The sequence below is a fragment of the Photobacterium sp. J15 genome, from assembly GCF_963870815.1.
Lineage (GTDB): Bacteria > Pseudomonadota > Gammaproteobacteria > Enterobacterales > Vibrionaceae > Photobacterium > Photobacterium marinum.
In genome coordinates this window covers 3,257,254-3,272,410 of the sequence record NZ_CAWMUI010000001.1, presented here as the reverse complement: position 1 = coordinate 3,272,410, position 15,157 = coordinate 3,257,254, and the positions used below count along the sequence as shown (strand labels likewise).

Here is a 15,157-nt window from a genome sequence, read left to right as displayed (position 1 = left end):
ATACGGTTGCTTTGTGAGCACTTTCACAATGATTGTTGACACCCTGTTAAAGAGTATTTTTTCTAACTATATCAAAGTAGTTACATACTTCTTCCAAGGCATTTACGGTGCGAGGGGTCGGGCGGTTGAGCCAGTCAGCCTGAAGATTAAATATGTGTCGGTTATCGACAGCGGGAAGTTTACCCTGCCATTGCTGCCAGATCCCGGTTTGGGTTCCGGCGTGCTGAGTGCTGAAAATCACTTCCGGCTGGCGGACGACAACCTGTTCTTCGGAAATTTGCGGGTAAGCTGCCGGGCTGTCGGCAAAAATATTTTTACCACCGCAAAGCGAAAATACCTGGCTTGGCCAGCTGTTGTCGTTGACTGTGATAATCGGAGAGCTGCTGAGCTGGTAAAAATAACTGACTGGACGGAGATTTTTATGTCTGCTTTTCAGCTCGGTCAGTTTAGCGCGAAACTCACTGGCATTATGGTTGGCAATGTTTGGCTGTTCTGAATACTGACCCAGAGCCTCAATGGTATCGGCGATATCAGTCAGCTCGACCGGACTGGAGTAGAAAATATTGAAGCCGAGCTGTTCCAGCTTGGTCATTTCGCGGGTTGGGTTGCCTCCTTTCCAGGCCAAGATTAAATCCGGCCTGAGGGTAACAATACGCTCAAGTTTGATACCGCGAAAATTGGCGACCCGCTCAAGGGATTTGGCCGCTTCCGGGTAGTCACTGTAGTCACTGGCTGCAACCAGCTTGTCACCCAGTCCGGCGGCATAAGCCAACTCAGTAGTATGGGGCGAAAGGCTGATCACCCGCTGAACTTGATTTGCGGCAAAAGACAGAGATGAAACCAACAGAAGACATAGCGGGATCAGTTGATAAAGCCGATGCACTTAAAAGGCTCCCTGAAAGATGACAATCAATACGCTTTGAATCGCCAGCCAGCCAACCAGTCGGGTAGTGGCAATCTTTTCTATTTGCGCTAAGTGCAGGGCTGCTGGGGCGATTTTACCACCGAGGCGAGGGCGTTCCATTTTATGTTTTTCATAGATAGCCGGCCCACCGAGAGAGAGTGACAACTTGTGGCCTGTTGCTGCCAGCAACCAGCCTGGACCGGGCAGCAGCCAGTTTTCACCCTGGCGGGTAATTCCCTGTAAAGCGGTCTTGCTGTTATGGCCGATACAGATCAGCAAAGCAAAAATTCGGAGCGGAATTATGTCTAGCACGGCAAGGATACGCACCGCAGCCTGACCGAAAACATGGTAACGTTCACGGCTCGGTGACCAGGCTCGGGCCAGACCAATTGCCAGGCGGTACATCAGAGCGCCGATCCCGCCGGTGAGGGCATACCAGAACAGGACACCTGCCACCAAGCGCCCGTAAGCGAGCAGCTGAGTTTCTGCGGCGGCTTTACCGAGTCCGAGTAGTGATAGGTTACTGGTATCACGGTTCAGCTGACCTTCCAGTAACTGGCGGCAATAAGCTTTGTCTTCCCGGCTGAAGGCGCGGATAAAACGTTTGCTGAATTTGGCCGTGTTGCGCCAGTCCAGTGCCAGCCATAACAATACCAGTTGGAAAGCACTGTCTATCCATACCAGCTGAGACAGGGCGAGCAGCAGCACCAGGACGGTCAGCCACATCATCGACCAGGCCAGCCAGCCGGAGAGCTGTCGTTGCCGGTAAAGATCGTCGGGTTTGTTCACCTTGTCGGCGATAAGGACAGCCAGTTGCTGCCAGAGTTGCAGCGGGTGGAGCTGGGCCGGAATAGGGAGCAGCCATTGCATGGCGATAGCCCCCCACAAGACCAGCAGGGAGCTGTTTTCGTTGAGAAACGCGAGGGTCTCGGTCATTACTGGTTCAGCAGCTCAACCATTTTCTCAACCATCACTGAAGAGCTTTTCGCTGCCAGTGGCAGGAATTCTTCAAAGCTCATTGGTGACTCTTTGTCAGCTACGTCAGAGATAGCGCGAACAACAACGAACGGAATATCGAACTGGTGACATGCCTGAGCGATAGCGGCTGCTTCCATTTCTACAGCAACCACTGACGGGAAGTTTTCACGGATGAAGTTTTGTTTTGCTTCAGTACAAACAAAAGCATCGCCGGTGCAGATCAGGCCGCGAACTGCGTGCATGTTTTCCATGCTTTCCAGTGCTTTTTCAGCTGTGTCCATTAGCTTGGCATCAGAGATGAAAGAAGCTGGCTGCTGAGCCATCTGGCCGATTTCGTAGCCAAATGCCGTTACATCTGCATCGTGGTAACGAACTTCGGTTGAAATTACGACATCACCTACGCTCAGGCTTGAATCAAAGCCACCAGCAGAGCCTGTATTCAGAACCAGATCCGGCTGGAATACTTCAAGCAGTACCGCTGTACCTACCGCAGCTGCTACTTTACCGATACCGGATTGCAGCAGAATAACATCAGCACCATTTAGCTTACCGGTATAGAAGGTACAACCTGCTTTGTGGTGAGTTTCGCTGTTAGTCAGTTGCTCTTTCAGGATGGCAACTTCCTGCTCCATCGCGCCAATAATGCCGATTTTCATCAATACTGTTCTCTTGTCTGTGGATCCGGACTCCCGCTTGGGAGTTAATGTGCGGGGAATTGTAACACGAAGAAATTAAAATCGGGAACGGTGGTGTTACACCACTGTTCCCGGTTTTGTTGGTTGGCCGATGTGGGTTAAACCTCCAGGAAATCGAGGATCCCTTCTGCTGCGCGGCGACCTTCGTCGATGGCGGTAACGACCAGATCTGAGCCGCGGACAGCATCGCCGCCGGCAAAGATCTTGGTGTTGGTAGTCTGGAATGCGAAGCTGCCTTCTGCCGGGGCTTTGATCCGCCCCCACTGATCCAGTTCGACGTCATAAGCAGCCAGCCACGGCATCTTATGTGGCTGGAAACCGAAGGCCATGATAATGGCATCGGCTGCTAAGGTGTGTTCACTACCGGCAACTGGTTCGGGACGGCGACGGCCAGCTTCATCCGGCTCTCCCAAGGCAGTTCTGACCATTTTGACCCCAGAGACTTTGCCGCTGCGGTCAAGTTCGATGCCAACAGGCTGAAGGTTGAACATGAATTTCACGCCTTCTTCGCGGGCATTTTTTACTTCACGGCGTGAGCCCGGCATGTTGGCGGCGTCACGGCGGTAGGCACAGATAACATTCTTTGCACCTTGGCGAACAGAGGTACGAACACAGTCCATCGCGGTATCACCGCCACCCAGCACCACAACCCGCTTACCTTTCATATCAATAAAGTCGTTGCCGTTTTCCAGCTCCATCACCCGGTAGGTGTTGGAAATCAGAAACGGCAAGGCATCATAAACCCCCGGTGCCTCTTCGTTGTCGAGTCCGGCACGCATACTTTTATAGGTGCCGACCCCGAGGAATACCGCATCATATTCACTGAGCAGTTGTTCCATCTGGATATCTTTGCCGACTTCGGTATTGAGGCGGAACTCAACGCCCATATCGGAAAAGATCTTGCGGCGGTTGATCATCACCTCTTTTTCCAGTTTGAACGAGGGAATGCCGAAGGTCAGCAGGCCGCCGATTTCCGGATAGCGGTCGAAGACCACAGGTTTAACTCCGTTGCGAACCAGGATGTCGGCACAGGATAGGCCTGCAGGTCCGGCACCAATGATGGCTACTTTTTTGTCGGTCCATTCGACCTGAGACATATCCGGCTTCCAGCCCATTTCAAAGGCCTTGTCGGTAATGTATTTTTCGACATTGCCGATGGTGACGGCGCCAAAGTCATCATTAAGGGTGCAGGCTCCTTCACAGAGACGGTCCTGCGGACAGACCCGGCCGCACACTTCCGGCAAGGTGTTGGTCTGGTGCGACAGTTCAACGGCTTCGATGATCCGGCCTTCATTGGCCAGCTTCAGCCATTGCGGAATGTAGTTGTGGACCGGGCACTTCCATTCACAATACGGGTTACCGCATCCCAGGCAACGGTCGGCTTGTGCGCTGGCTTGCTGTTGGGTAAAAGGTTCGTAGATTTCCACGAAGTCGATTTTGCGTATTTTCAACGGCTTCTTGGCCGGATCGATACGGGCGACGTCGATAAATTGGTAGATGTTCTGGCTCATTCGGTATCCCTCCCTTACTGTGCCTGAACACGCAGCTCAGCGGCGCTGAGGCTCTGGTGACCCAACAGGGTATTTACATCGGCAGTTTTCGGCTTGGCCAGATAGAACTTAGGGATCCACTGGTCGAAATCAGCCAGGATTTCCTGGGCTCGGTCTGAGCCGGTTTCTTCCAGATGGCTGTCGATGAGTCCGCGCAGGTGTTCCTGATGGATTTTCAGATCATCCAGCGGCAGGGCTTCAATCAGCTCTGGATTAACGCGTCCTGCAAAGTCGCCGTCTTCATCCAATACATAGGCAAATCCGCCTGTCATACCGGCACCGAAGTTAACACCGGTCTTGCCGAGAATGGCGACGATGCCGCCTGTCATGTACTCGCAGGCGTTATCACCGGCTCCTTCAACCACGGCGATGGTGCCTGAGTTACGAACCGCAAAACGCTCGCCTGCAGTACCGGCTGCGAAGAACTTGCCTCCGGTGGCACCATACAGGCAGGTATTGCCGACAATGGTAGCTTCGTTAGATTTGAAGGCCGAACCTACCGGCGGACGGATGACAACCTTGCCGCCGGTCATGCCTTTGCCGACATAGTCATTGGCATCGCCGGTGAGATAGAGGTTGAGACCTCCGGCATTCCACACCCCGAAGGACTGTCCGGCTGTACCGGTCAGGTACAGGTTTATCGGGTTGGCAGCCATGCCCTGGTTTCCGTAGCGAAGGGCTATTTCACCTGACAGGCGGGCTCCGATGGAGCGGTCTGTATTACGGATGTCGTTATACAGGTCGGCCCCGCAGCCGCTTTCGATCGCCGGCAGAGCTTCGGCAAGCAGGGTGCTGCTAAGTACTGCCGGATCAAACGGGGTATTCGGTTCTGTGCAGTAAAGTGTCTTGCCTTCAACCGGCGTCGGTGAATGCAGCAGGCTGGTTAACTCCAGCTTGCTTTGTTTGGAAGTAAACCCATCGAGGATTTCCAGCAAATCAGTACGACCGATTAAGTCGGTGAGTTTTTCCACACCCAGCCGTGCCAGCAACTCCCTTACTTCTTCACCAAGACCTATAAAGTAGTTCATCACCTGTTCCGGCAGCCCTTTGAAGAAATCGCGGCGCAGTTTTTCATCCTGGGTTGCAACACCGGTTGCACAGTTGTTGAGATGGCAGATCCGCAGATATTTACAGCCGAGGGCAACCATTGGCGCGGTACCGAAACCGAAGCTTTCGGCACCGAGGATTGCGGCTTTGACCACATCCAGGCCGGTTTTCAGGCCGCCGTCGACCTGAAGCCGGATTTTATGACGCAGGCCGTTGGCAACCAGTGCCTGCTGGGTTTCGGCCAGCCCTAATTCCCACGGGCTACCAGCATATTTAACCGAGGTCAGCGGGCTGGCACCGGTACCGCCGTCATAACCGGAGATGGTGATCAGGTCGGCATAGGCTTTGGCAACGCCGGTGGCGATGGTGCCGACACCCGGCTCGGAAACCAGCTTGACCGAGACCAGCGCCTTCGGGTTGATTTGCTTGAGGTCGAAGATCAGCTGCGCCAGATCTTCAATTGAGTAAATATCATGATGCGGTGGCGGTGAGATCAAGGTGACGCCTGGCACCGCATAACGCAATTTGGCGATTTCTGTGGTGACCTTGTGCCCCGGCAATTGACCGCCTTCGCCGGGCTTGGCTCCCTGAGCGACCTTGATTTGGATGACATCGGCATTGACCAGATAGTGCGGGGTGACACCGAAGCGGCCGGAGGCAACCTGCTTGATTCGCGAGTTACGTTCCCCCCCGAAGCGACGGGGATCTTCGCCGCCTTCCCCGGAATTTGAGCAGCCGCCGAGGCGGTTCATGGCGATAGCCAGAGCTTCATGGGCTTCGGGGCTCAGGGCTCCGATAGACATCGCCGCCGAGTCGAAACGCTTATAGAGCCCGGTGGCCGGTTCAATGCTGGCGATATCGAGCGGATTGTCGGATTCCTTAAGGTTCAGCAGGTCACGCAGCGCCGCAACCGGGCGATCATTAACTTGTTTAGCAAAGGTCAGATAGTCCAGATAATCCCCGGTTTTGACCGCATGTTGCAGGGTTTGCACCACATCCGGGTTGTAGGCATGGAACTCGCCGTCGTGGACGTACTTGAGCAGGCCGCCGTTTTCGAGCGGTTTACGCTTGAGCCATGCCCGGCGTGACAGGTTGTACAAATCCTGCTGGAAGTCGTTGAAATCGGCTCCGCTGATACGGCTGGAAACGCCCCGGAAGCAAAGGTCGATCACTTCTTCTCCTAAGCCTACTGCTTCGAACAGTTTCGAGCAGCGGTAAGAGGCGATGGTGGAAATCCCCATCTTCGACATGATCTTATATAGCCCTTTGTTCATGCCTTCGCGGAAGTTAAGCATGACTTCACGGTAGGACTTGCTGATGGCACCGTTGTCGACCAGCTGGCCTAGGGATTCATAAGCCAGATAAGGATAGACGGCGGTGGCGCCGAATCCGAGTAGGACTGCAAACTGGTGCGGATCTCGGGCGGTGGCGGTTTCAATCACGATATTGGCGTCACAGCGCAGGTTGGTATCAACCAGCCGGGTCTGGACAGCACCGACAGCCATCGCAGCCGGAATTGGTAGTTTGTCCGGGTTGATCCCGCGGTCCGATAACACCACCAGCACAGTACCGTTGCGTACCAGGCGTTCAGCTTGATCTGCGAGATCAAGGATAGCTTGTTTGAGGTCCTTTTCTTCCGGGTCATAGTTAATGTCGATGATGCTGTTGCGGTAGTACTGGCTGTCGAGCTCCAGCAATTGGACCAGATCCGAATAGAGAAGTATCGGAGATTTGAAAGCAACGCGGTGGGCGTGACCGTCGGTTTCGCAGAACACATTCATCTCACGGCCGATACAGGTCGCCAGCGACATCACGTGCTTTTCCCGTAGCGGGTCAATCGGCGGATTGGTGACCTGGGCAAACATCTGGCGGAAATAATCAGTGATGGCCCGCTCTTTTGATGACAGTACCGCAACCGGAGCATCGTCACCCATTGAACCGGTGGCTTCCTGGCCGTTTTCTCCGACAACCCGAAGCACCTGATCCAGCTCTTCGTTATTCACTCCAAACAGCTTTTGGTAGGTCTTCAGTTCGTTGTCATCGAAGGTGCGGCAACCGACCTGATCATCCCCTAATTCTTCGAACGGCACCAAGCGCTTAACGTTACTGTCCATCCACTCTTTATAGGGATGGCGGCTCATCAGCTCATTGTCGATATCACCTGAGTGCCAGATTTTGTTGAATTTGGTGTCGATCACCAGCAGCTCACCGGGGCCTACCCGACCTTTTTCAGCAACTTCATCTGGGGCGTAGTCCCAGATTCCAATCTCTGAAGCCAGGGTGATCAGCTTGTCTTTGGTGATGACATAGCGGGCCGGGCGCAGGCCGTTACGGTCGAGGTTACAGGCTGCATAGCGGCCGTCAGACATGACGATACCTGCCGGGCCGTCCCACGGCTCCATGTGCATGGTATTAAAGTCATAGAAGGCTCGAAGCTCGGGATCCATATCCGGGTGGTTCTGCCACGCCGGTGGAACCAGCATCCGCATCGCCCGGAACAGATCCATACCGCCGGAGAGGAAGAGTTCCAGCATATTATCCAGGCTCGATGAGTCCGAGCCGGTTTCATTGACGAACGGAGCGGCTGTTTGCAGGTCTGGCAGCAATGGTGAGGAGAACTTGTAGGCGCGAGCCCGTGCCCACTGGCGGTTACCGGCGATAGTGTTAATTTCGCCATTATGGGCGAGATAACGGAACGGCTGAGCCAGCGGCCAGCGCGGTTGGGTATTGGTCGAAAAACGCTGGTGGAACAGGCAAATCGATGATTCCAGGCGGATATCACCCAGATCGAGGTAGAACCGCGGCAGGTCGGCAGGCATGCATAGTCCTTTATAGACAGTTACCTGGGTCGACAGGCTGCAGATATAGAAATCCGGGTCTTCGTTAATTCGCTTTTCTATCCGGCGACGAGCAATATAAAGGCGGCGGTCGACATCCCGTGGCTTCCAGCCTGCTGGGGCGTTGATAAAGACTTGTTCGATTTGCGGGAGTGATTCTGTGGCAATCGGACCCAGTACTTTAGGATCAACCGGCACTTCACGCCAGCCAGCAATGGAAAGGGTTTCTTTGGTCAGCTCTTCGCTGATAATAGTACGCGCCTGCTCGGCTTTGACCGGATCCTGGCTTAGGAAAATCATCCCCACAGCAAACTCGCGGGCGAGTTTCCAGTCCAGCTCTTCTGCAACAAGACGGTAAAAACTGTCGGGCTTTTTCATCAGCAGGCCGCAACCGTCACCGGTTTTGCCATCGGCGGCGATACCGCCTCGGTGGGTCATACGATCCAATGCGGATATAGCGGTACGGACAAGTTTGTGGCTGGTTTCCCCCTCTATGTGGGCGATAAGGCCAAAGCCACAGTTATCTTTTTCCAGCGTTGGGTCATACAGTGTCATTGCAACTCTCCCTTGCTTCTGCCCTCCGGACAGCGTTACTGCATATTTATGGCAATCTCCCTGATCACCTTTTCTGCTATTCAGCAATAGATGAAGTTAACGAGAATTTACAAAAAGGTCAAATATTCGTCACAAGCCGACCGGGGTGAAAAACAGGTCAGAAACCTTATGGTAACTGGTTGGAATTGTTTCTGTTTTTATTGTTGTGACACATTATGTTTACATCTTGTGTGGTGCGATATAGACAGGGAAGGGTATGAAAAGTCGGCGTTTTCTCGGGAGAGTGACGGATTATTACGGATAGCAGTTATGCAATAATGATTTAATGAGCTTGAATTGTTGTTGTGCCACGGTTTGCCATGCCGGGCTGGTTTGAGTGGCAATAAAAAGCCAGCTCCTGGGAGCTGGCTGATTCGGTAGAACAAAAGTGAATAAAATTAGCCTTTAGATAGCATAAGTGAATCCGCTTTTGCTTCCAGATTGGAATTACCCATCAGGTAATCATCGATTTCACGGGCACATTCCCGGCCTTCGCTGATACAACGTACAACCAAGGACTGGCCGGTACGCATGTCACCGGCAGCAAACACGCCTTTCTGGTTGGTAGCAAAGCCGTTGGTCGCGACATTGCCGCGCTCATCCAGTTTGATATCTAGCTGGGCCAGCACGCCGGTCAGTTCCGGGTGAAGAAAGCCCATTGCCAGGAAGGCCATATCACACGGAATGATGCGTTCTGAGCCATCAATCTCGGTAAAGCCCGGACGTTCACCCGCTTTTGCTTCTTCCCACTGAATATCTGCAATGCGGAGTGCGGTCAGGTTGCCGCTGTCATCACCGATAAACTCCTTGGTCAGGATGTTCCAATGGCGCTCACAGCCTTCTTCGTGAGAAGTCGAGGTGCGCAGGATTGTCGGGTATGACGGCCACGGTTGGCTGACCGGGCGTTTTTCCGATGGCACAGGCATGATTTCAACCTGAGTGATGCTGGCTGCACCATGGCGATTTGAGGTACCGACACAGTCAGAACCGGTATCACCGCCGCCGATGACAACCACATGTTTGCCTTTGGCGTGGATTTCTTCGGCTTTCAGGTCCATATCGTTAGCACGACGGTTGTTCTGGGCCAGGAATTCCATGGCGAAGTGAACACCTTTCAGGTCGCGCCCCGGGATCGGCAGGTTCCGAGGTACGGTTGAGCCGCCGGTCAGCAGCACCACATCAAAATCCTGACGTAGCTGCTGGGCGTTGATGTCGACGCCGATATGGGCATTCACTTCAAACTTGATCCCGGCCTCTGCCATCAGGGCAACCTTGCGGTCAATGATGTCCATGCCGAGCTTGAAATCCGGGATCCCGAAGCGCAGTAGGCCACCGACTTTTTCGTCACGCTCAAATACAGTTACGCAGTGACCAGCACTGTTGAGCTGCTCTGCCGCTGCCAGCCCAGCCGGGCCGGAACCGATGATAGCGACGGTTTTTCCGGTACGGGCACGCGGCTTTTTCGGCTTGGCGTAACCTTCCCGGTAGGCTGTTTCGACAATGGTTTTCTCGATGTTGCAGATGGTGATTGGATCCTGGTTGATACCAAGCACACAGCCGCTTTCACAAGGGGCCGGGCAAACCCGGCCGGTAAATTCCGGAAAGTTGTTGGTTGAACTCAGGATGTTCCACGCTTCTTCCCAGCTGTCGCGGTATACCGCGTCATTGAACTCTGGGATGATATTACCCAGCGGGCAGGAGTTGTGGCAGAACGGTACGCCACAGTCCATGCAGCGTGATGCCTGAGTATTGATTTTGTCACCAAACTCTTTGTTCAGGACAAACTCTTTGTTGTCCTGGATCCGTACGCTCGGATCCAGTTTTTGTGGCAGCTCACGGCCAAATTCCAAAAATCCAGTAGGCTTACCCATTCACGGCCTCCAGCTCTTCCTTGTTTTCTGCTTCCGCTTTGCGCTTTTGTAGTACAGCCTTGTAGTCGCGCGGCATGACTTTCACCATCTTCTCCAGATTTGCATCGAAGTTATCAAGGAAAGTCTGCGCCACTGTACTACCGGTATGCTCAACATGTTTGGTCAGCATTGACTGTAGTAACTCACGGTCTTCCTGCTCGATTGGGTCCAGGTCAACCAGTTCCGGGTTAAGTTTGGTTTCGAAGTCACCATACTGATCCCAGACATACGCCACACCGCCGCTCATACCTGCGGCAAAGTTACGGCCGGTCTGGCCCAGGATGACAGCGACACCGCCGGTCATGTATTCACAACCGTGGTCACCGATGCCCTCGACAACCACTTTCGCACCTGAGTTACGAACACAGAAACGTTCGCCGGCCAGGCCGCGGATGTAGGATTCGCCAGAGGTTGCACCGTAGAAGCAGACGTTACCGACAACAATGTTGTCTTCCGGGATCAGGCCTGAGTTGGCATCCGGGTAAAGAACCAGCGTACCGCCGGACAGGCCTTTGCCCCAATAGTCGTTGGCATCACCTTCCACTTCGAACTTCACGCCTTTCGCCAGGAATGCTCCGAAGCTCTGGCCCGCCGAACCATTGAACTTGATGTTCATCGGCTGTGGCAGTCCCTGGTCCTTGTAGACTTTCGAAATCTCGTTCGACAGCATGGTACCGGTACTGCGGTCGGTGTTGATGATGTCGAATTCGGCATCCACTTGTTTGCCTTCGCTCAGTGCCGGAGCCGCTGTTTCGATCAGCTTGCGGTCCAGAACCGCTTCCAGGTTGTGATTCTGTTCGCGCTGGTTGTACACGCCGTCTTCTTCACGCGGCTGCTCGATGTGCAGTACCGGGCTCAGATCCAGGTTCTGGTATTTCCAGTGCTCAATGTCTTCACGCAGTTTCAGCTTCTGAGCCTGACCGACCATTTCGTCGATAGTACGGAAGCCTAGTTCTGCCATGATTTCACGCAGGCCCTGTGCCATGTATTTGAAGAAGGTAACTACGTCTTCAACACGACCGTCGAAGCGCTCACGCAGGGTCTTGTTCTGGGTAGCGATACCGACCGGGCAGGTGTTCTTATGACACTTACGCATCATGATACAGCCTTCAACAACCAGAGCCGCTGTTGCCACGCCCCATTCCTCGGCACCCAGCAGAGTTGCTACCGCAAGGTCGCGCGGGGTCTTCATCTGACCGTCGGTCTGCACCACGATACGGTTACGCAGGCCGTTTTTCAGCAGGGTCTGATGTGTTTCAGCCAGGCCCAGCTCCCATGGCAGGCCAGTATGGCGGATAGAGGAAATCGGTGATGCGCCTGTACCGCCGTCGAAACCGGCAATCAGAACCACGTCTGCTTTTGCTTTGGCTACCCCGGAGGCAATGGTGCCGACACCGGCTTCCGATACCAGTTTGACGTTAACACGTCCGGCACGGTTGGCGTTTTTCAGGTCGTAGATCAGCTGCGCCAGATCCTCGATAGAGTAAATATCGTGGTGCGGCGGTGGTGAAATCAGGCCGACTCCCGGGGTTGAGTGTCGGGTTGCACCGATCCATTCATCCACTTTGTCACCCGGCAGCTGACCGCCTTCGCCCGGCTTGGCTCCCTGAGCCATCTTGATCTGAATTTCGTCAGCGTTGGTCAGGTAGTATGAGGTTACACCGAAGCGCCCGGAAGCTACCTGTTTGATTGCTGAGCGCTCCCAGTCACCGTTGTCTTTCTTCTCAAAGCGGATCGGGTCTTCACCGCCTTCACCTGAGTTCGACTTGGCACCGATGCGGTTCATCGCGACTGCCAGGGTGGAGTGCGCTTCGTAGGAGATAGAGCCAAAGCTCATCGCCCCGGTAGCAAAACGCTTGAGGATGTTTTCGATTGGTTCGACGTCATCCAGCGGGACTGAACCGGCCGGATTCTTGATAAATTCCAGCTGGCTTCGCAGTGTTGCCGCTTTGTCACCCTGCTCGTCAATGGCCTGGGCATATTGCTTGAACTGGTCGTAGTCCTTGTTGCGGGTGGACTGCTGCAGCAGGCTGATGGTTTCCGGGTTGAACAGGTGCTTTTCGCCACGCTGTTTCCATTGGTAAACACCTCCGACATCCAGCATCTTGATCGGGATTTCGCGGGTCGGGTAACCCAGACGGTGACGGATCAGGACTTCTTTGGCGATATCGTCAATCGTCAGGCCCTGGATACGCGATACCGTACCGGTGAAGTATTTGTCGACAACGGACTTGTTGATCCCCAGTGCTTCGAAGATCTGGGCACCGTGGTATGACTGCAGGGTCGAGATCCCCATTTTGGAGAAGATCTTAAGCAGGCCGCCATTGATACCTTTGCGGTAGTTGTTAAACAGCTCTTTTGTCGATAGTTCCGGATCCAGTTTGCGCTTGCTCTGCAGATCGACCAGCGTCTCGGTTACCAGGTACGGGTTCACCGCGTTGGCACCGTAGCCGAACAGAGTGGCAAAGTGGTGGGTTTCGCGGGCATCACCGGTTTCAACCACAATGTCACACTTGGCGCGCAGGCCTTTGCGGATCAGGTGGTGGTGGACCGCGCCGACAGCCAGCATGGCAGGAATCGCCGCGTGGTTAGAGTTTACTGCACGGTCGGTCAGGATGATGATTGAGTAGCCGTCGACTACCGCATCTTCGGAATACTGGCAGATACGCTTCAGTGCGCGCTCCAGTTTGCCCGGTTCGCCGTTGGCTCGGAAAACGATGTCCAGGGTTTTGGCCTGAAGGTGCTCGTTATCGATAGCACGCAGCTTTTCCAGCTCGGCGTTGGAAAGTACAGGTGATTCCAGCTCAACTTTCTGGCAGTGCTCAGGCGTTTCTGTCAGCAGGTTCTGATCTTTACCCAGATAGGTGTTAAGTGACATCACCATGCGCTCGCGGATCGGGTCGATCGGCGGGTTGGTTACCTGGGCAAACAGTTGTTTGAAATAGTTCGACAGGTGCTGTGACTGGTGTGACAGCACAGCCAGCGGCCAGTCGGCACCCATGGCACCCAGCGGCTCGTAACCGGTTTTCGCCAGCGGGACAATGATCTCGTTGACTTCTTCAGTGGTGATACCGAAGGCTTGCTGGTGGCTCAGCAGACGTTCCGGCGTCGGCTGGTGGTGCATGTTGTCAGCATCCGGCAGCGACTTGAGGCTTAGCAGGTTATCTTTAACCCACTGCTCATATGGCTGTGCCGACGCGATGGTGTCTTTGACTTCTTCGTCTGAGATGATCCGGCCCTGCTCCAGGTCGGCGACAAAGATTCGTCCAGGTTGCAGGCGCCCGCGGAACTGGATGTTCTCCGGCTCGACTTCGACTACACCGGACTCCGATGCCATGATCAGGAAGTCATCTTTGGTCACGGTATAGCGCGACGGGCGCAGGCCGTTACGGTCAAGGGTTGCACCAACCTGAACGCCGTCAGTGAAGCAGACCGATGCCGGGCCGTCCCATGGCTCCATGATGTTAGCGTGGTACTGGTAGAAAGCACGACGCTTCGGATCCATGTTCTTGTTTTCCTGCCAGGCTTCCGGGATCAGCATCATCAGGGCATGCGGCAGGCTGCGGCCGGAGAGAACCAGAAGCTCCAGCGCCATATCGAAGTTGGATGAGTCCGAACCGCTTTCCTGGCAGATTGGCAACAGCATGTCGATTTCTTGCTGGCTAAACAGCTCCGACTCCAGAATTGCTTCACGGGCTTTCATCCAGTTCAGGTTACCGCGAACTGTGTTGATCTCGCCGTTGTGGGCAATGTAGCGGAAAGGCTGGGCCAGGCGCCATTTCGGGAATGTGTTGGTCGAAAAGCGCGAGTGAACCAGAGCCAGGGCTGTCACCATGGTTGGGTTTTGCAGATCCAGGAAGTACTGCGGCACCTGTTCGGTGGTCAACTGGCCTTTGTACACCAGGGTCTTGTAAGACATCGAGTTGATGTAGAAGTCATCGCCGATATTGGAAATGCTTTCAAGGCAGACACGGATGGTGTAGTTACGCAGTACGTAAAGTTTACGCTCCAGTACGGCTGGTTCGAGGCTGGCACCGCCGGTAATAAAGACGTGTTCAAACTGTGGTTCGGTACTGAGCGGGTCATCACCGATCATTGAGTTGTCGACCGGCAGAACGCGGTAGCCAATCACTTCAAGCTCGAGGCGCTTGGCGTTACGTTCCAGGATATCGCGGCACTGCTGGCGTTTATATTCATCCTTGGGGAAGAGGACGACGCCAACACCGTATTGTTCGAATGAGGGTAGTTTAATACCCAGTTTAACGGTTTCTTCAAGTAAGAATTCGTGAGGTTTCTGAAGTAGGATACCGGCACCGTCACCACTGCTTGGATCGCAACCCTGGCCGCCACGGTGTTCCATCCGGGCAAGCATATCAAGGGCTTGGGTGACAATTTCGTGGGATTTCCGATTCTTCAGGTGGGCGACAAAGCCGATACCACAGGCATCGTGCTCCATTTCAGGCACATAAAGCCCCTGAGCATTAAGCTCTTGATCTGTCATAGATACTTCCTTCCAGTTTCAGCAGGCATCAGTCCAGAGCCTGAGTTATCCCTAATTTGTTATTTTCATCGTGACCGGCCTTGGGCGGACTCCTGTCCGGCCGGGTGATGTTGTGTTTGCTGTGGGATGATGAGTGTCAAT

At 54.2% G+C, this 15,157-nt stretch carries 7 protein-coding genes; all 7 read right to left on the bottom strand.

Annotated elements, in window-relative coordinates; genetic code table 11:
• Window positions 1-46 precede the first annotated feature (46 nt).
• Window positions 47-883 (bottom strand): vitamin B12 ABC transporter substrate-binding protein BtuF, encoded by an 837-nt coding sequence (gene btuF / locus AACQ93_RS14630; RefSeq protein ID WP_064605889.1) that lies wholly within the window; start codon window positions 881-883, stop codon window positions 47-49.
• Window positions 884-1,840, bottom strand: coding sequence for a cobalamin biosynthesis family protein (locus AACQ93_RS14625; RefSeq protein ID WP_064605888.1), 957 nt, complete (start codon window positions 1,838-1,840; stop codon window positions 884-886).
• Window positions 1,840-2,538, bottom strand: coding sequence for a 5'-methylthioadenosine/S-adenosylhomocysteine nucleosidase (gene mtnN, locus AACQ93_RS14620; protein WP_007470630.1), 699 nt, complete (start codon window positions 2,536-2,538; stop codon window positions 1,840-1,842). Before mtnN ends, AACQ93_RS14625 begins: the two co-directional genes overlap by 1 nt.
• A 137-nt stretch (window positions 2,539-2,675) precedes the next feature.
• Window positions 2,676-4,088 (bottom strand): FAD-dependent oxidoreductase, encoded by a 1,413-nt coding sequence (locus tag AACQ93_RS14615; protein WP_007470628.1) that lies wholly within the window; start codon window positions 4,086-4,088, stop codon window positions 2,676-2,678.
• Window positions 4,089-4,102: 14 nt separating this feature from the next.
• Complete coding sequence (gltB, locus tag AACQ93_RS14610; protein WP_064605887.1) at window positions 4,103-8,566, bottom strand: glutamate synthase large subunit; 4,464 nt, start codon at window positions 8,564-8,566, stop codon at window positions 4,103-4,105.
• 437 nt (window positions 8,567-9,003) lie between these two features.
• Window positions 9,004-10,476, bottom strand: a complete 1,473-nt coding sequence (locus tag AACQ93_RS14605; RefSeq protein ID WP_064605886.1) for a glutamate synthase subunit beta — start codon at window positions 10,474-10,476, stop codon at window positions 9,004-9,006.
• Window positions 10,469-15,016 (bottom strand): glutamate synthase large subunit, encoded by a 4,548-nt coding sequence (gene gltB / locus AACQ93_RS14600; RefSeq protein ID WP_064605885.1) that lies wholly within the window; start codon window positions 15,014-15,016, stop codon window positions 10,469-10,471. The genes AACQ93_RS14605 and gltB (AACQ93_RS14600) overlap by 8 nt, the downstream gene beginning before the upstream one ends.
• Between the last annotated feature and the right edge of the window lie 141 nt (window positions 15,017-15,157).

Excerpts from the sequence above, each read along its gene's own strand:
- AACQ93_RS14625 (WP_064605888.1), bottom strand. The coding sequence starts at position 1,840 with ATGACCGAGACCCTCGCGTTTCTCAACGAAAACAGCTCCCTGCTGGTC.
- mtnN (WP_007470630.1), bottom strand. The coding sequence starts at position 2,538 with ATGAAAATCGGCATTATTGGCGCGATGGAGCAGGAAGTTGCCATCCTG.
- AACQ93_RS14615 (WP_007470628.1), bottom strand. The coding sequence starts at position 4,088 with ATGAGCCAGAACATCTACCAATTTATCGACGTCGCCCGTATCGATCCG.
- gltB (WP_064605887.1), bottom strand. The coding sequence starts at position 8,566 with ATGACACTGTATGACCCAACGCTGGAAAAAGATAACTGTGGCTTTGGC.
- AACQ93_RS14605 (WP_064605886.1), bottom strand. The coding sequence starts at position 10,476 with ATGGGTAAGCCTACTGGATTTTTGGAATTTGGCCGTGAGCTGCCACAA.
- gltB (WP_064605885.1), bottom strand. The coding sequence starts at position 15,016 with ATGACAGATCAAGAGCTTAATGCTCAGGGGCTTTATGTGCCTGAAATG.